Source organism: uncultured Eubacterium sp. (assembly GCF_934561735.1).
In the GTDB taxonomy this organism is placed as follows: domain Bacteria; phylum Bacillota; class Clostridia; order Oscillospirales; family Acutalibacteraceae; genus Eubacterium_R.
Map to the genome: position 1 here is coordinate 256,953 of NZ_CAKTGT010000003.1, position 19,310 is coordinate 276,262.

General features: G+C 41.5%; 20 protein-coding genes and 1 other annotated feature. Of the genes, 3 read left to right on the plus strand and 17 right to left on the minus strand.

All coding sequences use genetic code 11. The annotated features are described in order from the left end of the window. Positions 1-55: 55 nt before the first annotated feature. The 10 genes from Q0E08_RS04625 to rpmG form a co-directional block, all read right to left on the minus strand. Positions 56-1,399, minus strand: coding sequence for an MATE family efflux transporter (locus Q0E08_RS04625; RefSeq protein ID WP_294777459.1), 1,344 nt, complete (start codon positions 1,397-1,399; stop codon positions 56-58). 111 nt (positions 1,400-1,510) lie between these two features. Then, on the minus strand, positions 1,511-2,431 hold the full coding sequence (locus Q0E08_RS04630) for an SPFH domain-containing protein (protein WP_294777461.1): 921 nt from the start codon (positions 2,429-2,431) through the stop codon (positions 1,511-1,513). A gap of 32 nt (positions 2,432-2,463) precedes the next feature. Next, the gene (locus Q0E08_RS04635; RefSeq protein WP_294777463.1) at positions 2,464-2,901 is read right to left on the minus strand and encodes an NfeD family protein; all 438 of its coding nucleotides are present in this window, start codon (positions 2,899-2,901) and stop codon (positions 2,464-2,466) included. Between the two features lie 262 nt (positions 2,902-3,163). Continuing rightward, complete coding sequence (gene rplL, locus Q0E08_RS04640; RefSeq protein ID WP_273431730.1) at positions 3,164-3,541, minus strand: 50S ribosomal protein L7/L12; 378 nt, start codon at positions 3,539-3,541, stop codon at positions 3,164-3,166. Positions 3,542-3,580: 39 nt separating this feature from the next. Beyond that, positions 3,581-4,156, minus strand: a complete 576-nt coding sequence (gene rplJ, locus Q0E08_RS04645; protein ID WP_294777468.1) for a 50S ribosomal protein L10 — start codon at positions 4,154-4,156, stop codon at positions 3,581-3,583. 54 nt (positions 4,157-4,210) lie between these two features. Further along, positions 4,211-4,359, minus strand: a sequence feature (ribosomal protein L10 leader region). A gap of 36 nt (positions 4,360-4,395) precedes the next feature. Next, the gene (gene rplA / locus Q0E08_RS04650) at positions 4,396-5,103 is read right to left on the minus strand and encodes a 50S ribosomal protein L1 (protein WP_294777470.1); all 708 of its coding nucleotides are present in this window, start codon (positions 5,101-5,103) and stop codon (positions 4,396-4,398) included. Positions 5,104-5,152: 49 nt separating this feature from the next. Beyond that, positions 5,153-5,578, minus strand: coding sequence for a 50S ribosomal protein L11 (gene rplK / locus Q0E08_RS04655; protein ID WP_078767859.1), 426 nt, complete (start codon positions 5,576-5,578; stop codon positions 5,153-5,155). A 119-nt stretch (positions 5,579-5,697) separates the two neighbouring features. Next, positions 5,698-6,225, minus strand: coding sequence for a transcription termination/antitermination protein NusG (nusG, locus tag Q0E08_RS04660; RefSeq protein WP_294777473.1), 528 nt, complete (start codon positions 6,223-6,225; stop codon positions 5,698-5,700). A 12-nt stretch (positions 6,226-6,237) separates the two neighbouring features. Then, complete coding sequence (gene secE / locus Q0E08_RS04665) at positions 6,238-6,591, minus strand: preprotein translocase subunit SecE (protein ID WP_294777476.1); 354 nt, start codon at positions 6,589-6,591, stop codon at positions 6,238-6,240. A 13-nt stretch (positions 6,592-6,604) separates the two neighbouring features. Further along, the gene (rpmG, locus tag Q0E08_RS04670; protein WP_022194415.1) at positions 6,605-6,754 is read right to left on the minus strand and encodes a 50S ribosomal protein L33; all 150 of its coding nucleotides are present in this window, start codon (positions 6,752-6,754) and stop codon (positions 6,605-6,607) included. 285 nt (positions 6,755-7,039) lie between these two features. On the opposite strand from rpmG, the gene Q0E08_RS04675 reads away from it, so the two are divergent. From Q0E08_RS04675 to Q0E08_RS04685, 3 genes are read left to right on the plus strand one after another with little or no spacing between them, the layout of a single operon-like run. Beyond that, on the plus strand, positions 7,040-8,164 hold the full coding sequence (locus tag Q0E08_RS04675) for an aminoacetone oxidase family FAD-binding enzyme (RefSeq protein ID WP_294777480.1): 1,125 nt from the start codon (positions 7,040-7,042) through the stop codon (positions 8,162-8,164). Next, positions 8,161-9,768 carry an NAD(P)/FAD-dependent oxidoreductase gene (locus tag Q0E08_RS04680; protein WP_294777482.1) on the plus strand — a complete coding sequence of 536 codons (1,608 nt, stop codon included), beginning with the start codon at positions 8,161-8,163 and terminating at the stop codon, positions 9,766-9,768. Before Q0E08_RS04675 ends, Q0E08_RS04680 begins: the two co-directional genes overlap by 4 nt. 55 nt (positions 9,769-9,823) lie before the next feature. Continuing rightward, positions 9,824-11,206: a glycine--tRNA ligase gene (locus Q0E08_RS04685; RefSeq protein WP_294777484.1), complete on the plus strand. Its 1,383-nt coding sequence runs from the start codon at positions 9,824-9,826 to the stop codon at positions 11,204-11,206. Positions 11,207-11,265: 59 nt separating this feature from the next. Here Q0E08_RS04685 and Q0E08_RS04690 read toward each other — a convergent pair whose 3' ends face one another. The 7 genes from Q0E08_RS04690 to Q0E08_RS08885 all read right to left on the minus strand — a co-directional run. Beyond that, on the minus strand, positions 11,266-12,417 hold the full coding sequence (locus tag Q0E08_RS04690; protein ID WP_294777486.1) for a helix-turn-helix domain-containing protein: 1,152 nt from the start codon (positions 12,415-12,417) through the stop codon (positions 11,266-11,268). Between the two features lie 344 nt (positions 12,418-12,761). Further along, positions 12,762-14,630, minus strand: coding sequence for a CvpA family protein (locus tag Q0E08_RS04695; RefSeq protein WP_294777487.1), 1,869 nt, complete (start codon positions 14,628-14,630; stop codon positions 12,762-12,764). A 159-nt stretch (positions 14,631-14,789) separates the two neighbouring features. Next, positions 14,790-16,979 (minus strand): polyribonucleotide nucleotidyltransferase, encoded by a 2,190-nt coding sequence (locus Q0E08_RS04700; RefSeq protein WP_294777490.1) that lies wholly within the window; start codon positions 16,977-16,979, stop codon positions 14,790-14,792. Positions 16,980-17,158: 179 nt separating this feature from the next. Beyond that, positions 17,159-17,455 (minus strand): 30S ribosomal protein S15, encoded by a 297-nt coding sequence (gene rpsO, locus Q0E08_RS04705; protein ID WP_294777491.1) that lies wholly within the window; start codon positions 17,453-17,455, stop codon positions 17,159-17,161. A 217-nt stretch (positions 17,456-17,672) separates the two neighbouring features. Then, positions 17,673-18,260 (minus strand): hypothetical protein, encoded by a 588-nt coding sequence (locus Q0E08_RS04710; RefSeq protein WP_294777493.1) that lies wholly within the window; start codon positions 18,258-18,260, stop codon positions 17,673-17,675. A 230-nt stretch (positions 18,261-18,490) separates the two neighbouring features. Continuing rightward, positions 18,491-18,937, minus strand: coding sequence for a hypothetical protein (locus Q0E08_RS04715; protein ID WP_294777496.1), 447 nt, complete (start codon positions 18,935-18,937; stop codon positions 18,491-18,493). Between the two features lie 217 nt (positions 18,938-19,154). Continuing rightward, positions 19,155-19,310: ribonuclease III domain-containing protein (locus tag Q0E08_RS08885; RefSeq protein WP_367118523.1), on the minus strand; the 156-nt coding region annotated here is incomplete at its 5' end.

Below are 19,310 nucleotides of genomic sequence, written 5' to 3' on the forward strand. Positions count from 1 at the left end.
ATACCGAATTTAATAATTGAACAAGAAAAAGTAAAGAACTGTCAAAGAATAGAATTTACTTTTTCGATTTAATGTAATGATACTTTTTGTTTTGAGTGAAAATGAACACTGCCGACATAATAAGTGTACAAACTTCTGCAACCGTGATTGAAAGCCAAATCGCCTGCTTGCCGAACAACAGCGGCAAAGCAAAAATGCAAACGATTTGGAACAGAAGCGTTCTCAAAAACGATATAGCCGCACTGACAAGTCCGTTGTTGAGTGCCGTGAAAAATGCCGAAGCGTAAATGTTATATCCGACAATCAAATACGAAGTTGCAAACAGTCTGAAAGCCATAACCGTAAGGTCATATAAGTCCTTGTCGTAGCCGACATAAATGCTTGCAATAGGTCCTGCAAGGAATACGGATGAAAGCGTAATAATTGCCGAAGCACCGAACAAAACAGCAAGACTTTTTCTGAATATATTTTGAAGTTCTTTATAGTTCTTTGAGCCGTAATTGTAACCGACAATAGGTGCGGAACCGATGGAATAGCCGATAAAGAGCGATGTAAACATAAAGTTTAAATACATAATTGTGCCGTAAGCCGCAACGCCGTTTTCGCCGTAATATTTCATAAGTTGGTAGTTGTACATTATGCTTACGATATTTGTGGAAAGATTTGTCATAAGTTCGGACGAACCGTTTGTGCAGGTTTTGAGCAAGATTTTGCCGTCAAACTTTGTTTTGCAAAGGCGGAGCGAGCTTGAATTTTTGCTTATAAAATAGACAAGCGGAACTATACCGCCGATACTTTCACCCGTTACCGTAGCGGCTGCCGCACCGACAATACCCCATTTGAACACGCCTACAAACAAAAAATCCAAAATAATATTTGTAACACCTGCAATGATTGTTACGGCAAGTCCGATATGCGGTTTGCCTGCCGTAGGCATAAAACTTTGAAAAAACACCTGGAGCATAAACGGAGTTACGCTGATTGATATAATTCTGCCGTAAAGGACGCAATATTCAAGCATATTTTTATCTGCACCGAGAAGCTTTGCGATTTGCGGCATAGCAATTTCAGCCGCAACAAAAATCACAATTCCGACAATTATTGTGATATATACAAGCATTGAAAAAACTTCGTTTGCCTTTTTATTTTTACCCTCGCCGAGCAATTTGGACACAATGGCGTTACCGCCCGTGCCGAACATAAAGCCTATTACGCTCATCATCATTAAAAACGGCATAACAAGATTAACGGCGGCAAACTGTGTTTTGCCCGTGTAATTTGACACAAAGTAGCCGTCAACAACATTGTAAATGCTTGAAAACATCATCATAACGATTGACGGAATTGTAAATTGCATCAAATTTTTAAAATTAAAATGGTCCGAAATTTGTATTTTCATTTTCCCTCTCCGATATTGTATACTTCAAAAACTATAACATATATAAATATTTTTGGCAACCTTAAGCAAAAAAATGCCCACGGCATTTCTGCTGTGGGCGAAATCGTTATATTATTTTACACTTTCAACAATGCCTTCGGCAAGGCCTGCAATAGACTGAATTTCCGACGGGATAATAATCTTTGTTGCCTGACCGTCTGCCGCTTTTGCAAACGCTTCAAGTGCTTTAAGTTTAAGCACAGCCTCGTTGGCATTTGCTTCGTTAAGAAGCTTGATTGCCTCTGCGCTTGCCTGCTGAACGGTTGCAATAGCCTGTGCCTCACCCTCTGCTTCTCTGATTTTTGCTTCCTTAACAGCTTCTGCGGCAAGAATTGCGGATTGCTTTTCTGCCTCTGCTTCAAGGATTTTTGACTCTTTATGACCTTCTGCCACAAGAATTCTCGATTGCTTTTCACCCTCGGCACGGAGGATTGCCTCACGGCGCTCACGCTCTGCCTTCATCTGCTTTTCCATAGCGTCCTGAATTTCACGAGGAGGGATAATATTCTTAAGTTCAACTCTGTTAACCTTGATGCCCCAAGGGTCGGTTGCTTCATCAAGGATTACACGGATTTTTGCATTGATTGTGTCACGGGATGTAAGGGTTGAGTCGAGTTCAAGCTCACCGATGATGTTACGGAGTGTTGTTGCCGAAAGGTTTTCAATAGCGGAAATCGGGCTTTCAACACCGTAGCAGTAAAGTTTTGGGTCGGTGATTTGATAGAACACAACCGTGTCAATCTGCATAGTAACATTATCTTTTGTAATTACAGGCTGTGGCTTGAAGTCAACAACCTGCTCTTTGAGGGATACAATCTTTGCGATTCTGTCGATAAACGGAACTTTTACATGAAGTCCTGTTTCCCAAGTTGTGAAGTAGGTGCCGAGTCTTTCAATAACATAAGCCTTTGATTGCGGAACAACTCTGATGTTTGCAAAAACAAGAGCCAAAAGTGCAACAACGAGCACAATGATTACTATAAATAATTTCATAAATTTTCTCCTTTAAATAATTCTATTATATGCTAATTTTGTTTTACTATTAATTTTACGCCTTCGATTTTTTCAATCGTCACCAAACTGTTTGGCGGAAGAATTTTGTCATCACAACTTCGGGCTGTCCAAACTTTACCGTCAATTTTCACGGTTCCGGTCTGTGCAATGTTATTGATTTCCTCAACAACCACAGCAGTCTGCCCGATTACTCGGTCGGCATTAGTCGGCTGAACCTTTGTTTGCAGTTTTTTGCGAACAAGCGGTCTTGTAACCAAAAGTGCAAGCACGCTGACCGCAATACAGATAATAACCTGAAGGTAAATCGGGGCACCGAGAAGTGCCGACACAAGACCTGCGACCGAGCCGATAACAAACCATATCGACACGAGCTGAACAGTTATCGCTTCAAGCACACCGAACCCGATAATAGCCGCCGCCCAAATAATGTACATCATTGAATCAGACATACTTTTTTCACCTCCATAAGAAATTACATATGTCATCATTTCCATATGTTGTGCACATTATACCATATTTCGCCGATATTTTCAATATGTTGTAAATAATATGAACGAGATTTACAATCTGTTCACACTCCGATACTACAGGAATAACACGAATAAATTTGACATACAACCTATTGTGGTTAAAATTTAATGCACCGCATATAAAAAAGAAGCTACCCTTTTGAGGTAGCTTCCTAAATTATGGATTAAGTTTAAACTAAAATTACTTGAGTTCAACTGTTGCGCCTGCTGCTGTGAGAGCTTCCTTAAGAGCTTCAGCGTCAGCTGTTGGCATTGCTTCCTTAACTGTTGAAGGAGCGCCGTCAACGATTTCCTTAGCTTCCTTAAGGCCAAGACCTGTTGCTTCACGAACTGCCTTGATAACCTGAATCTTGTTTGCGCCTACTTCTGTAAGAACAACATCGAATTCTGACTTAGCGTCAGCTGCTGCTGCGCCGCCTTCTGCAGGAGCTGCTGCTACTGCTACTGCTGCTGCAGTTACGCCGAATGTTTCCTCGATTGTTTCTTTGAGTTCTTTAAGTTCAAGAACTGTAAGTTCTGCGATTGAATCTACAATTGCTGTAATCTTTTCTGATGCCATGATTTTTTCCTCCGTTATAATTAGAATTAAATTTAGTAATTATTCTGCCGGTTCTTCAGCCGGTGCTTCTGCCGGAGCTTCCTCTGCTGGAGCTTCCTCAGGAGCTGCTTCAACTGCCGATGCGCCGCCCTTTTCTTCAAGAGCATTAACTGCACGAGCGATACAAGCGATAGGTTCTACTACTACACTTGCGATAGTTGCAAGGAGAGTTTCTCTTGAAGGAAGCTTAGCAAGTGCTACAACTTCTTCGTTAGCGATGATTGCGCCGTCGAGATAACCTGTCTTGATATTGAAGCTTTCATTTTCTTCTGCGTACTTGTTGAGAATACGAGCTGCTACTACATAATCGTCAACTGATGTTGCAACTGCTGTTGTACCTTCTACAACAGAATCCGCAATCTCAAGTCCAACTTCTTCAGCTGCACGCTTAAGGATAGAATTCTTAACTACTGTGTAAGTAACGCCTGCTTCACGAAGCTCTTTTCTGAGCTTTGTGTCATCTTCAACATTAATACCCTTGTAGTCAACAACTACACCTGCGCATGAACCCTTGATGCGTTCTGCAAGATCGGCAACTTGTTGCTTTTTCTTTTCAAGAACTACTGTACTTGGCATTTTTAGTTTACCTCCATAATTATTTTGCCGCATAAAACGGACTTTTGGAGCTATCCAACAAATATAAAAGTGCATCCCCAAATCGAGGATGCACGACATTACATAATTTTGCACAAAGTGCTACATAATGCTCATTCCTCGGTAGGCGACAAAGCTTATGTCACAGGGACACCTACTGTCTTTGGTTGAACAGCTTGTATATTGTATCACAAGAGAATACTCTTGTCAACAACTTTTTATTATTCTGCTACAGAAACAGTACCAACCTTTGATGGGTTGATTCTTACGCCCGGGCCCATTGTTGAAGCTACTGCGCAAGACTTAATGTACTGACCCTTTGCTGCTTCAGGCTTTGCCTTGATGATAGCGTCAAGGAGAGCATTGAAGTTTTCAAGGAGCTTGTCTGTACCGAATGATACCTTGCCGATTGGGCAGTGGATGATGTTTGACTTGTCAAGACGGTATTCAATCTTACCTGCCTTAGCTTCCTGTACAGCCTTTGCTACATCCATAGTAACTGTACCTGCTTTTGGTGAAGGCATCAAGCCACGAGGACCGAGAACCTTACCCAAACGACCAACGACGCCCATCATATCAGGAGATGCGATACATACATCGAATTCCATCCAGCCGCCTTGAATCTTTTGCATCAAGTCCATATCACCTACGATGTCGGCACCTGCATCCTGAGCTGCCTTTGCAAGGTCGCCCTTAGCGAATACTGCTACCTTAACATCCTTACCTGTACCGTTTGGCAAAACAACTGCGCCACGAACCTGCTGGTCAGCATGACGAGAGTCAACGCCCAAACGAACATGTACTTCTACTGTTTCATCAAACTTAGCCTTAGCTGTCTTTTCAACGAGGTCCAAAGCTTCTGTTGATGTGTATAAATTAGCGCGGTCAATCAATTTTGCGCCGTCTGTATATTTCTTTCCGTGTTTCATTAAAAATTACCTCCAGTGGTTAATCGGATTTTTCCTCCCACATTGGGAATCAGTCTTCTACTACAATACCCATGCTGCGAGCTGTACCTGCGATCATTGACATAGCAGCTTCAAGTGATGCTGCGTTAAGGTCAGGCATCTTTTGTTCTGCAATCTTTTGAACATCAGCCTTAGAGATTGTTGCAACCTTTGTCTTGTTAGGTACGCCTGATGCCTTGTCAATACCGCATGCCTTCTTAATAAGAACTGCTGCAGGCGGAGTCTTTGTGATAAATGTGAATGTACGGTCTTCATATACAGTAATTACTACAGGAATGATAAGACCTGCGTCATTCTTTGTTCTTTCGTTAAAGTCTTTTGTAAAAGCAACAATGTTTACACCGTGCTGACCGAGAGCCGGACCTACAGGTGGTGCCGGAGTTGCTTTACCGGCAGGAATTTGAAGTTTAATTAAACCTACTACCTTTTGAGCCATAATTATTTTCCTCCTAAAAAATGTGGTTATTGGCGGAGAAGTTATATCTCCTCCCACTCATAAGACGCTATAAATAACGCCCTACGGTAAATGCAGCACAAAGCTGCCGATTACTAAAATCAGTCTTTGACCTTTTCGAGCTGGTCAAGTTCAAAATCAACTGAAGTTTCACGACCGAACATTGATACAACAGCCTGAACGCTGTTATTTGCCGTGTCTATGGATTCAACCGTACCTGTAAAGCCCTCAAGCGGACCGTCAATAACGGTAACCATATCGCCGACTTCATATTGAACCTCTACGCTTACCTTTTCTACGCCGAGATTTTTAACTTCTTCCTCGGTGAGTGCTACAGGCTTGCCCTCAGGTCCTACAAATCCGGCACAACCTCTTGTGTTGCGGACAATGTACCAAGTATCGTCTGTCATTATCATTTTTACCATAATGTATGAAGGAAAAATCTTTCTTTCGATTTCCTTCTTTGTGCCGTCGTCCTTTACTTCAACAACGGTTTCGGTAGGAATGACAATATCCTGAATCATATCAGTAAGATTAAGGTTTTCGACCTTATTTTTAAGGTCGGTTGCCACCTTATTTTCATAACCCGAAAATGTATGGGCAACATACCATTTTGCTTCTTCCATCATGTGCCTCCTTGATTATTCGGCAGTGGTGGCTTCTGTTGTAAGTTCTGTGAGAGCCTCAGCTGTTGTTTCGGCTGTTGTTTCTTCTGATTGGCTAGTTGTTTGTGCCAACTGCTTAATGCCCTTCATACCGCTTGTAAGACCAAGGTCGATAACATAAATAACAGCACTTACGATAGCGATTACTACGATAACGACAAGAGTGTTTTTTAAAACTTCCTGTGCGTTAGGCCAGTTAACCTTTTTACCCTCACTGTTTACACTCTTAAAGAAACTTGCGATTGACTTGAACGGATTTTTCTTAGACTTTGACTTGTCATTTTTTGACTTTTTAGCGTCTGTCTTTTTAGCCTTTTTATCTTCAGCCATCGTTATTCCTCCGTTACTTTGTTTCTCTGTGAAGTGTGTGCTTCTTACAGAAACGACAATACTTGTTCATTTCAAGTCTGTCAGGTGTGTTTTTCTTGTTTTTCATTGTGTTGTAATTGCGTTGTTTGCATTCAGTGCAAGCTAATGTAATCTTAACTCTCATTTCGGCACCTCCTATTAAATTTCGATAACAATCTCCCTCGTGCCGTTAAACCCGCAACGCTTACGGATTTAAAAAATCAGGGCACAAAAATAAAAGCCCTTTTCTACGAGGTACAAAGACTATACCACAGATGTCAACAAATGTCAACCCTTTTCTGCCGATAATCGGTACAAATCATATATTCCGCACAAAAGGGTGCGGCAGAGGGAAAATATTAGTTGAAAAAAATTTATAATGTATTATAATATATATACATTAATTACAGTTATATATGAGGGGATAACTATGAAGGCGGTTATAATCGGCGGCGGTGCTTCGGGCATTGCGGCGGCAATCAAAATAAAACAAAACAATCCTAATTTTGATGTAACCGTATTGGAACATCTTGATGACATACTCAAAAAAATTCACGCAACGGGCAACGGCAGGTGCAACATTGCAAACAAAAACGCCGAGCACTACGGTGAAGTGTATGATTTTCTTTCAACACTCGGTCTTATATTGCGTGAAGATGAGTACGGCAGAATGTATCCTTATTCATTGCAGGCGGCAACGGTTGTCGATGTGCTCAAAGAACAATGTGAACGCCTTGGCATAAATATCGTAACCGACTGCGAAATAAAACGGGTTGAGCACTTTGGCGACAACTTTTTTGTTTACACAAGCAAAGGTGTGTTTGAAAGTGCAACGCTTATCCTTGCCACCGGCGGCAAAGCTCAAAAGGCACTCGGCTCGGACGGCAGCGGGTATGAAATTGCAAAATCGCTCGGCCACACAATCACCGAACTTTCCCCTGCCCTTGTTCAACTTAAATCATCAAACAAAAATTGCCGTTCGCTCAAAGGCACAAGAACAAAATGCCTTGTAAAAATAGAAACAAACGGCGAGATAATCAGTGAGGAATACGGCGAACTTTTATTTACGGACTACGGCCTTTCGGGCATCGTTGTGATGAATCTTTCAACTCTCATCAACGACAAAAGACTTCAATCGGGGCAGGATAAAACCGTTGCAATCATCGACTTTGTTCCCGAAATGAGCGAGGACGACTTGAAACAACATCTTGAAAAATTCGGCTCGTTTGCCGGAATACTTCCGCAAAAACTGTGCTCGATACTTGAAAAACAAACAAACGGCGAAGCGGACAGAATGGCAAGATGCGTAAAAAATCAACGCATAATAATTACCGGCACAAAGGGATATGACTTTGCTCAAATCACAAAGGGCGGCGTACCTGCCGATGAACTGACCGACTGCAACGAATCAAAGATTATACCGTACTTGTACATAACCGGTGAACTCACCGATAATCAGTTTGAATGCGGCGGTTTTAACCTTACATATGCAATATACAGCGGTATCAACGCCGCAACAAACATAACAACCAAGCTGAAGCGAAAAGAAATATGATTAGAATTAACGAAATTAAGCTGTCGCTTGACGATGACGAGGCTCTCCTCAAATCAAAGGCGGCAAAGGTTTTAAAAATAAACGAAAAATATATAACAAGCCTCACGATTTTTAAGAAAAGTGTTGACGCAAGACGCAAGGACGATGTGCATTTCACATACAGCGTTGATGTGACAATATCGCTTGACGAGGAACAAATAGTTGCAAAGTGCAAATCAAACAAGGTTACGACAGTTAAGCCGTACAAATATGATTTGCCCGAAAACAACAGAAGTTCACAGTTTCGTCCGATTGTTGTAGGCTTCGGTCCGGCAGGAATGTTGGCAGGGCTTATACTTGCACAGGCAGGTGCACAGCCGATTATACTCGAGCGAGGCAAGGACATTGATGCAAGACAGCGTGATGTAAACGAATTTTGGACAAAACGCAAACTCGATGAAGAAAGCAATGTTCAGTTCGGCGAGGGCGGAGCCGGCACATTTTCGGACGGCAAGCTGACAACGGGAATCAAAAGTCCGTTCATCCGCAAAGTACTTGAAGAACTTTACGAAGCAGGTGCACCCGAGGAAATTCTGTATTCATCAAAACCGCACATCGGCACGGACAGGCTTGCGATAGTTGTAAAAAGCATCCGCAAGAGGATTGAACAACTCGGCGGTGAAGTTAAACTCGAATGCAGACTTGACAAACTCCACACGGCAAACGGAGCGGTTCAGGGTGTGTCATACATCTGCCACGGTGAACGCTTTGATATTGAAACCGACAGCGTAATTATGGCAATCGGTCACAGTGCGAGAGATACGGTTGAAATGCTGTACAACCTCGGAGTTGAGATTATACAAAAGCCGTTTTCGGTGGGTGCAAGAATCGAACATCCGCAAAGCCTCATCAACAAGGCACAATACGGCAAATTTGCAGGGCATCCGAAATTGGGTGCTGCCGATTACAAACTTGCCTGCCACGGACTCCACGAGCGTGGTGCATACACATTTTGTATGTGCCCGGGCGGCACGGTTGTTGCCGCCGCAAGCGAAAAAGAGGGCGTTATCGTGAACGGTATGAGTTCGCTTGCCCGTGACGGAGAAAACGCAAACTCCGCACTTTTGGTTGGAATTGAGCCAAAAGATTTTCCGTCCGACCATCCGCTTGCAGGAATATATTATCAAAGAGAAATTGAGCACAAGGCATTTGAACTTGCGGGCGGAGATTACAGAGCACCGGCACAGCTTGTCGGCGACTTCCTTGCAGGCAAAGAAAGCAAACAGCTCGGCGATGTTCAGCCTACTTGCCCTACGGGAGTTACGCTCACAAATATTGAAGAATGTTTGCCGCAAAAGGTTTCGGCAACAATGAAAGACGCAATTGTGCAAATGGACAACAAGCTACACGGCTTCAATCTTTATGATGCAGTGCTCACGGCACCCGAAACGAGAAGTTCCAGCAGTGTACGCATTTTGCGTGACGAATTTTTGGAATGCAACATTCAAGGCGTTTATCCTTGCGGAGAGGGTGCAGGATATGCAGGAGGCATTGTTTCCGCCGCTGTTGACGGAATCAAATGTGCCGAGGCGGTGCTCAAAGACGAGCATTACAAAATAAGTTGACTAAAAACAATATAAATAGTATAATATAAGACATCAAAAATTGGAGGACATTTCAATGTTAAATTCTGAAAAAACACTTGACCAAATCGTTGCTCTTTGCAAAGGCAGAGGCTTTGTATATCCGGGCAGTGAAATCTACGGCGGACTTGCAAACACTTGGGATTACGGTCCGTTGGGTGTTGAGCTCAAAACAAACATCAAGGACGCTTGGAGAAAGAAGTTTATCCAAGAAAACAAATACAATGTAGGTCTTGATTCCGCAATTTTGATGAACCCGCAAACATGGGTTGCTTCAGGACACTTGGGCGGTTTCTCCGACCCGCTTATGGACTGCTGTGAATGTAAAACACGCCACAGAGCAGACCAAATCATTGAGGACTTTGACGGCACAAATGTTGCAGGCTGGTCAAACGAAGAACTCAGCAACTACATCAAGGAAAAGAACATTCCTTGCCCAAACTGCGGTGCTCACAATTTCACCGACATTCGTCAGTTTAACCTTATGTTCAAGACTTTCCAGGGTGTAACAGAGGACAGCAAGGACGAAATTTATCTCCGTCCCGAAACCGCACAGGGTATCTTTGTTAACTTTGCAAACATCCAAAGAACAACAAGAAGAAAAGTTCCTTTCGGTGTTGCTCAAATCGGTAAGTCATTCAGAAACGAAATTACTCCGGGCAAGTTCATCTTCCGTGTTCGTGAATTTGAGCAAATGGAACTTGAATTCTTCTGCAAGCCGGGCACAGACCTTGAGTGGTTTGAATACTGGAGAGGCTTCTGCAGAGATTGGCTCTACTCACTCAACATCAAGCCTGAAAACCTCAGACTTCGTGACCACGACCCTGAAGAACTTTGCTTCTACTCAAAGGCAACAACCGACTTTGAATACAACTTCCCGTTCGGCTGGGGCGAGCTTTGGGGCGTAGCAGACAGAACAGACTACGACCTCACACAGCACATCAAGACTTCGGGCAAGAATCTTGAATACTTTGACGGCACAACAAACGAGAGATACATTCCGTATGTTATCGAACCGTCACTCGGTGTTGAAAGACTCTTCCTTGCAGTTCTTTGCGAAGCATATGACGAAGAAATACTTGATGAGGAAAAGAACGACAAGAGAATCGTTATGCACTTCCATCCGGCTCTTGCACCATACAAGTGCGCAGTTCTTCCTCTTTCAAAGAAGCTCAACGAGCAGGCTGAAGAAGTGTTCCAAAACCTTTCAAAGAAATTTATGGTTGACTATGATGACGCAGGCTCAATCGGTAAGAGATACCGCAGACAGGACGAAATCGGTACTCCGTTCTGCATCACATACGACTTTGATTCTGTTGAGGACGGTTGCGTAACAGTTCGTGACAGAGATACAATGGAGCAGGTTAGGCTTCCTATTTCAGAACTCGAAGCATTCATCGAAGAAAAGATCGCATTCTGACAAACATAACAAAAAGGCTACTTTGGTATTTACACCAAAATAGCCTTTTTTATGTTTAATTAGTTTGTCAGCTTCATTCCATTAGGAAATCTTATTGTTACTTCAGGAGTCGATTCAACCGCTTCGGCAGTTGAATCAAAGCCGTCGGTGTTATTATAAAGATAAGCACATTTCATTCTGCATTCTGTGCCGTATTCATCAGTAAGTTTTATATAAACGGCTGAAATTTTTACAGCGCTGTCAAAACTTTCGGCATCAACCGAATAAACAGAATCGGACAATAGGATTTTGCATTTTTTGGAATAAACGATTTTTCCGTTTTCGTCCTCGGCTTCAAGATAAGCCTTTGTAATTTTTGGACATTCGATATTTTCTTCCCACTGAACAGTGTTCTCATCAAAAATTATTCTTTCGCTTGTACCGGTCGAATCAATATCGTAATTTTGAACCTGATTTGTAAAGGCATAATACTCGCCCACCCAATCAATATCCATTTGCTCAGAGGTGACATTTGTGCCGTCATCAACCGAAACATTCACCGTGTTTGAGCCCGACATTTTAATCGGAATTACAGCATAAAACGAATTGCCGCTCAACTCCGCTTCAAATGTTGTTTGCGGGTCGGTAGATTTCAACGCATCGGTCACAACAAACTTTACGCTTGTACCTTTGACATAAGTTTTAGGTGCATAAGTAAATGTCATTTCAACTTTATCGGGATTGTCCCTGTCCACTTTTGAAACATAGCAATCAACATCAGAAAGAATACTGCCGTCGTCATCACTGTCATTTTGATAAATCACCTGCCCCGACGGCAAGCTGTTTACCCTGCTTTGCAGATTTGCGATTGAATTTGACAAATTGACTGTTGCAATAATTAACGCAACAACAAGTGCTGTTGATACCGCACCGAATATGATTGTCGTCTTTTTATTTTTAGTTTTATATTCATCAAATGTCTGTTTCAAATTTTCAAGTTCGGAATTGTCGGACACCGAGGTTTTGTAATCGGGTGCAGATGTTCCGAGCAGTTCATCCATACTGACATCAAAAAGGCTTGCCAAATCGGTCAACTTTTTCAAATCGGGCATAGCCGTGCCGTTCTCCCATTTGGAAACAGTCTGACGGGACACATTCATCTTCTCCGCAAGATATTCCTGTGAAAACTCCTTTTGTTTTCTAAACGCTCTCAAGTTTTCATCAAACTTCATATCAATTACCTCCTTTGCTAACCTAATGATAGCAAAAATCATCCGTTTTAGCAATCAAAAAAGGCTTCCATAATGTAAACTTACGGTTGCGAAAAAGAAAAGACTGCCGATAAAGCCCCTGAACCACGCCAAATATAATCCAACCGAATTATTCCTCCTCTTTTAGCAAAAGGGGAGGTGGCAACACGAAGCGTTGACGGTGGAGTTTTAAAAATGCTGTAAGTTTGATACTTACAGCATTTTTGGCGTTTTCCGTTTTTGCTCGGGGGCGGTACCATCGTACAGCTCCCACTCGCAAGAAAACGAAATTCAGAGACTTTCTTAGCAGTCTCCGATTTATTAAATTATTTTACAACTTCAACATCGGTTGCAAGAACGAACTTGTCGCTGTCCTTGGCGTAGGTAACTTTAACCTTGTCGCCCTTGTTGATGAGAAGAACATCCATACAATCGGTTACGGTGATGTAATAATACTTGCCCTTAACCTGCAAGTAGTAAACCGTGTTGCCGTCATTTACAGAAGTTTTGATGTCCTTAACTTCACCTGTAACAGTGAGTTTTTGTTCCTCCTGCGGTTGTTCGGTTGTTGAATCCGCCGAAGCATTATCACCGTCAACCACAGTGTTTGACGAGGAGTCATCAACCTTGTAATCATCGGCATTTGCGTCTTGGTCAACCTTATTCTTATCTTTGAGAGCCGAAATATAGTTTTCAACCGCCGCATTAAGTGCGTTTGAATGTGACTTTTCGTTATCAAGAAGTCCTGTACCTACGATAGTTTTGTCATCAAGGTTTACAAGCGCATAACCCTTAACCGTGTAGCCGTCACCGTAAAGCGACATAAAGTAGGTAGGTTGGTCCTCAATATCAAGAAGAATCGGGAAGGTTGCCTGATAGCGATATTGCTGAACCATATCGACTGCCGAAGCCTGAGCCGAACTTTCCTGAGCACCGCCGTTTTTGTAATATCTGAGTTCTTTTGTACGCTGATTGCAAAGGATGAAGCCGAAGTTTGATGTGTCTGCCTCAGCAGATGTAACACCTGTGTAAACCCACACATCATCGTCCATAGCAATAACTCCGCTGCCGTCCGATGTAACATTTACATCATTTTGGAAAATGATTGAGTTCCAAAAACCGTGTGAAAGCTTACCGTGATAGTTATATTGCTGAACAACAAGATTTTCGTTGTAAACAACATCAATCCAATTGAGAGAATCATCCGTACGGATTTGACCCATACTGTAATACTGACTTTCGCCCGTGAGAGCATCGGTAATGATTGCACCCTTTACATCGGTACCGCCGAAAAGACCGATTGTCTTGTCAAGCACCGGAGTAATCCAATAAGGGTGTGCGTCATCATCAATCTCAAAATTAGGGGTGTCAAGAAGTGCGGTTGGATACTGAAATCTCAAATGACGGATAAGTTTTTCGTTAAAAAGTTCCGTAGGAGAATATTTGATACCGCTGCCGAATTTTTCAACACAGTTAACAACAGTTACATTTTGGCTGACAAGGTCGGTGAGCATATATGCCGGCAAACCGTCCTTTGTGTTGTTAAACCACTTGAAAACATTGGCATATTCAAGATATGCAACTCTGACAGGATGATTTTTGTAATTGATTTGGGTTGACACATTGGAAACAACATATTGGCTCTTGTATTCCGAAAGTGAGCCGAGTTGCTGGTCGGCAAGAACCTTTGATGTTACCGCATCAAGACGGGGAACATCGGTGTAATTGATATCCTTGAAGTCCTCGGAAAAACTGCTTTCCTTAACATCGACAAGTTCGCTGTAGCTCTTTGCACGGAAAAGTGTGCAGCCCACAAGCCAGCCGACTGCCATAACAACAAGCATCAAAACAACCAACACAATCGGAAAAATCGAGCGTCTTTTGCAATATTCACGGCGTTCTACTTTTTTGTTTGCACCGCAAAGAAGATAAAACGAAGCACAGAAAATTGCAATGATTATAAACCAGAATGTGTAAAAATCTGTTGATTTGAAATTCATTGCAGGAATCATCATATAGTAAACGCCTGCACCCGCAACCAAGGTAATAAGAAGCGAAATCAAAATTTTAAGTCCTACTTTAGGCGGCTTAACCACCACTTCGACCTCGTTGCTTGAAGGCCACTTGAATTTTGACTTGAAGTCGTCAATTACTTCATCTGCGTCAAAATCCATATTTGGGATTTTTTCACTCATAAAAATACTCCTTTAAAAATAGTATTAATATTATACTATATATGAGTTATTTAATCAAGAAAACAATTTTTGAACGAAATACCGCACACGGAATATCGGGACGACATTACATACAAAAAAAGCAATCACTCATACGAATGACTGCTTTGATTTATTTAATTATCTTCTGTCGCCGCGGCGGTGATTATCGCGTCTTGGCTTGCGAGGAGCTTCTTCAATATCATTTTCAGGTTTCATACCCTCAAGTTCAATCAAAGCATCTCTTCTTGAAAGATTAATTCTGCCCTGGTCGTCAATCTCAATGCACTTAACAATGATTGAATCGCCTACATTAACAACATTCTCAACCTTTTCTGTTCTCTTAACATCAAGACGGGAAATGTGAACAAGACCTTCCTTGCCCGGAGCAATTTCAACAAATGCGCCGAAGTTCATAATTCTTGTTACAACACCGTTGTAGAAAGCACCGACTTCAGGATCGGTTGCGATAAGCTTAACAACGCCTACTGCACCCTCGCACTTTTCTGCGTCAACGCCTGAAATGAATACTCTGCCGTCTTCTTCAATGTTAATCTTAACTTCGTATTCAGCCTGGATTTCCTGAATAACCTTGCCGCCCTTGCCGATTACATCGCCAATCTTGTCAGGGTCGATTTGAAGTGTGTACATCTTTGGAGCGTACTTTGAAAGTTCCTTACGAGGCTCGCTGATAACAGGGAGCATAATTTCGTCAAGAATGTAATTTCTTGCCTTGTGTGTCTTTGCAAAAGCTTCCTTGATGATTTCAGGAGTAAGACCGTGTACTTTAAGGTCCATCTGAATTGCTGTGATACCCTTCTTTGTACCTGCAACCTTAAAGTCCATATCGCCGTAGAAGTCCTCAAGACCCTGAATGTCAACCATTGTCATAAAGTCGCCGTAAACGCCCTCATCACCTGTAATAAGACCGCAAGAAATACCTGCAACCGGAGCTTTAATCGGAACACCTGCTGCCATAAGAGCAAGAGTTGAACCGCAGATTGAACCCTGTGATGTTGAACCGTTTGAAGAAAGAACTTCGGATACAACACGAATAGCATACGGGAATTCATCAACAGACGGAAGAACAGGAACAAGTGCCTTTTCTGCAAGAGCACCGTGACCGATTTCTCTTCTGCCCGGGCCTCTTGACGGCTTTGTTTCACCGACTGAATATGATGGGAAGTTGTAGTGGTGGATATATCTCTTTTCGGTTTGCTCATCAAGACCGTCAAGAATTTGTGCATCATTCATAGGACCGAGTGTTGCAACTGAAAGTACCTGTGTTTGACCTCTTGTGAACATACCCGAACCGTGAACTCTTGAAAGAAGGTCAACTTCAGCATTAAGAGGACGAATTTCGTCAATGCCTCTGCCGTCAACTCTCTTGTGCTCATCCTTGAGCCAAGCACGAACAACATGCTTTTGAACAAGATACATAATCTCGTCAATCTTGCCCTCGTTGCCTTCAAAGAGTTCGTCAAACTTCTCGTGAACTGCATCATAAATAGGAAGAAGAGCCTCATCACGAACATTCTTGTCGTCTGTGTCAAGTGCTTTCTTAACATCCTCAATGCAGAAGTCCTCGATTTGAGCAAGGATTTCAGGATCAGGATCCGATGATTCGTAAGCGAACTTTGGCTTGCCGATTTCATCAACAATTTCCTGAATAAACTTAACAATCTTCTTATTTTCTTCGTGACCTGCCATAATAGCATCAAACATTTGGTCATCGCTGATTTCGTTACCGCCTGCTTCGATCATAGCGATAAGGTCTGCTGTTGAAGCAACTGTAAGAACAAGGTCGCTCTTTGCTCTGTCCTCAAGACCCGGGTTGATAACGATTTGACCGTCAACAAGACCTACATTTACGCCTGAAATAGGGCCGTCCCATGGAATATCCGAAATTGCGATTGCGGCAGATACACCGATCATAGCTGTGATTTCAGGTGAGCAATCAGGGTCAACAGACATAACTGTTGCAACAACGGAACAGTCGTTTCTCAAATCCTTTGGGAACAAAGGACGGATAGGACGGTCGATGCAACGAGATGTGAGGATAGCTTTTTCGGAAGCTCTGCCCTCTCTTCTCTGGAATGAGCCCGGAATACGGCCAACCGAATACATCTTCTCTTCGTAGTCTACGCTGAGTGGGAAGAAATCAACGCCCTCTCTCGGCTTTGCCGAAGCTGTTACATTACACAAAACCTCTGTTTCGCCATAGCGAGCAAGGATTGATGCGTTTGCAAGGCCTGCCATCTTACCTGTTTCAAGGGTAAGTTTTCTGCCGGCAAGCTCTGTTTCCCATACTTTAAAATTCTTGAAAAACATACTTTTACCTCTCTAAATTAATATTTTTATTATATATCAAAAGGAGGGCAATAGTAATAAACTCAAGGCATAAATCTGTGCAATTACGCCCTCAATTTACTACTATTGTTTGCTCCTCCTTTGGAATCAAAAACAAACAGGCAAGCGATGCCAAACAGGTATCACTTGCCAACGGATTATCAGTCCTCGTTTTCAGCCATGTTACGCTCAAGAGTGTTACGGATGCCGAGCTTTGCGATAAGTGCACGGTATTCGTTAACATCCTTCTTGTAGATGTAAGCAAGAAGGTTTCTTCTGTGACCTACCATCTTGAGAAGGCCTCTGCGTGAGTGATGGTCCTTCTTGTGAACCTTGAGGTGCTCTGTGAGTTCGTTGATTCTCTTTGTGAGAACAGCAACCTGAACCTGTGCAGAACCTGTGTCACCCTCGTGAGTAGCGTATTCAGCCATAATAGCTTGCTTTTCTGCCTGTGTCATAATTAAAATCACCTTTCATAATAATATTTGCATTGCGAAAAACACAGTAGTGGGCTCGGTGTATGTCGTATCCGACTTGCCCCCAGAACCGAGTCATCCGCATTAAGCAAAAAGATTATATCACACAAAATCGAATTTGTAAAGAATTATTTTGTTTAATATAAACCAAACAGCACTTCAAACTCCGTCTTAACACATTTTATCAAACAAAGAAGATTTAATCTTGATGTTCATCATAGTAATTTTCCGCATCATAATAATCATAGAAATCATCATAATGGTCATAATAAAAATCTTCTTCATTTCTGTAACTTTTAGCATCATACGGGTCAGAATCGGTTGTTTTATGATTTTTCGTAGTATAGTAGTACCTTTCAGCAGACCTTGTTGTTGTTACAATCGACCTTGTTGTGGTTTCTTGTGTCTTCTCATATTTTTCATATGCCTTTTCTATTTCACCGATTCTTTTATCAACAAACGCTTTCTGTTCCTGAGTAAGATATTCAAAATTCACATATTTCACATAATCATACGCATCGGCGTATTCACCTTTAACTAAACACTCATGCCCTTTAATCACCTCTTCCCATTCAAATGTATCGTTGAACGAATACGAACATTTATAAAAATATTCCAAGGCTGTATCATAATCTTCACCCATAACACACGAAACTGCATAATTATAATTGTTTAATTCTTCTTTGTAAGCATTATACTTATTAACCGCTATAATTATTGCCACAATAACCAAAATAACCGCTGCTGCCCAAATACAGTTTTTCTTTGTAAATATCTTTTTACTCATTTGTTACTCCTTTCGTCTTCGCCTTTATAGTAGCAACCGAAATTGTTTATGTCAACAAAAAGATACGAATAAGCCGCATTTCGAATTAATAAGTCCAAAATATTGTACTTTTGTGTAGTTCAACATTGCATTCGATTTGCTCTGATGTTTTTATACACAGTATTGCTCCTGCTATACATTCATAAATTTTACATTTAAACACCCTTTCCTTTTATAAAATTATAAGTTTATTAACTTTGTGAATCATCATTAAATTTAAGCGGAATTCCCTTGTTTATGTAGACATTTGGGAAATAAAATGTAATTAAAATTTGATTATCTTTTGATAAATCAATATCTATTTCAATAGATGATTGCAGTATTTTAATTAAATCACTCAGTTCGTTTTTATTCATTGCAAGAGCCGGAATCTCAATTTCACATCTTGCAGTCTTATCGAATTCAAAGAAAAAGTCTTTGCCCTCAAGTTGCGTTTTATAATCAATTAAAACTTCACCCGAATTGTTTTTTGCAATTTCTCTTAATTTTTCGCAAATCAAGACATATTTTTTGAACTCCTGTTTATTAATTTCCCATTTGCAAAGTTTTTCATATTCCATTTGAAATTTAAGTCGCTTTACAAATCCTTCCAGTAATTCCTTTTCAAACGGAATTTCATTTTCGTTTTTTGTTTTCAAAACAACACATCCTTTTTGTATTTATATTATCAAGCTTTTCAGCCTACATATATATATCACAATAAAAACGCAAAAATGTGGTTGTGCAAATTTCACAAACTTTTTATTGCGAATATGTGTGTTTTACACAAAATTCAAGCTATGTTTCATATTAAATAAAAAATAACCGCCCTGTATTGTGAAAATACAAGAACGGTTAACCTTATTAAATTACTTTTTATTCGGTTATAATTCCAAACAGTTCTTTAATTCTGTCGTCCTGCTCGGTAAGGTACAAATATCCGAAAAGTGCCTCTACACCTGTTGCGATGTGGTACTCTCCCTGGCTTGCGGATTTTGGATTATGCCCCACCTTGGCATTTCTGCCACGCTT

Excerpts from the sequence above, each read along its gene's own strand:
- Q0E08_RS04625 (WP_294777459.1), bottom strand. The coding sequence starts at position 1,399 with ATGAAAATACAAATTTCGGACCATTTTAATTTTAAAAATTTGATGCAA.
- Q0E08_RS04630 (WP_294777461.1), bottom strand. The coding sequence starts at position 2,431 with ATGAAATTATTTATAGTAATCATTGTGCTCGTTGTTGCACTTTTGGCT.
- Q0E08_RS04635 (WP_294777463.1), bottom strand. The coding sequence starts at position 2,901 with ATGTCTGATTCAATGATGTACATTATTTGGGCGGCGGCTATTATCGGG.
- rplL (WP_273431730.1), bottom strand. The coding sequence starts at position 3,541 with ATGGCATCAGAAAAGATTACAGCAATTGTAGATTCAATCGCAGAACTT.
- rplJ (WP_294777468.1), bottom strand. The coding sequence starts at position 4,156 with ATGCCAAGTACAGTAGTTCTTGAAAAGAAAAAGCAACAAGTTGCCGAT.
- rplA (WP_294777470.1), bottom strand. The coding sequence starts at position 5,103 with ATGAAACACGGAAAGAAATATACAGACGGCGCAAAATTGATTGACCGC.
- rplK (WP_078767859.1), bottom strand. The coding sequence starts at position 5,578 with ATGGCTCAAAAGGTAGTAGGTTTAATTAAACTTCAAATTCCTGCCGGT.
- nusG (WP_294777473.1), bottom strand. The coding sequence starts at position 6,225 with ATGATGGAAGAAGCAAAATGGTATGTTGCCCATACATTTTCGGGTTAT.
- secE (WP_294777476.1), bottom strand. The coding sequence starts at position 6,591 with ATGGCTGAAGATAAAAAGGCTAAAAAGACAGACGCTAAAAAGTCAAAA.
- rpmG (WP_022194415.1), bottom strand. The coding sequence starts at position 6,754 with ATGAGAGTTAAGATTACATTAGCTTGCACTGAATGCAAACAACGCAAT.
- Q0E08_RS04675 (WP_294777480.1), top strand. The coding sequence starts at position 7,040 with ATGAAGGCGGTTATAATCGGCGGCGGTGCTTCGGGCATTGCGGCGGCA.
- Q0E08_RS04680 (WP_294777482.1), top strand. The coding sequence starts at position 8,161 with ATGATTAGAATTAACGAAATTAAGCTGTCGCTTGACGATGACGAGGCT.
- Q0E08_RS04685 (WP_294777484.1), top strand. The coding sequence starts at position 9,824 with ATGTTAAATTCTGAAAAAACACTTGACCAAATCGTTGCTCTTTGCAAA.
- Q0E08_RS04690 (WP_294777486.1), bottom strand. The coding sequence starts at position 12,417 with ATGAAGTTTGATGAAAACTTGAGAGCGTTTAGAAAACAAAAGGAGTTT.
- Q0E08_RS04695 (WP_294777487.1), bottom strand. The coding sequence starts at position 14,630 with ATGAGTGAAAAAATCCCAAATATGGATTTTGACGCAGATGAAGTAATT.
- Q0E08_RS04700 (WP_294777490.1), bottom strand. The coding sequence starts at position 16,979 with ATGTTTTTCAAGAATTTTAAAGTATGGGAAACAGAGCTTGCCGGCAGA.
- rpsO (WP_294777491.1), bottom strand. The coding sequence starts at position 17,455 with ATGACACAGGCAGAAAAGCAAGCTATTATGGCTGAATACGCTACTCAC.
- Q0E08_RS04710 (WP_294777493.1), bottom strand. The coding sequence starts at position 18,260 with ATGAGTAAAAAGATATTTACAAAGAAAAACTGTATTTGGGCAGCAGCG.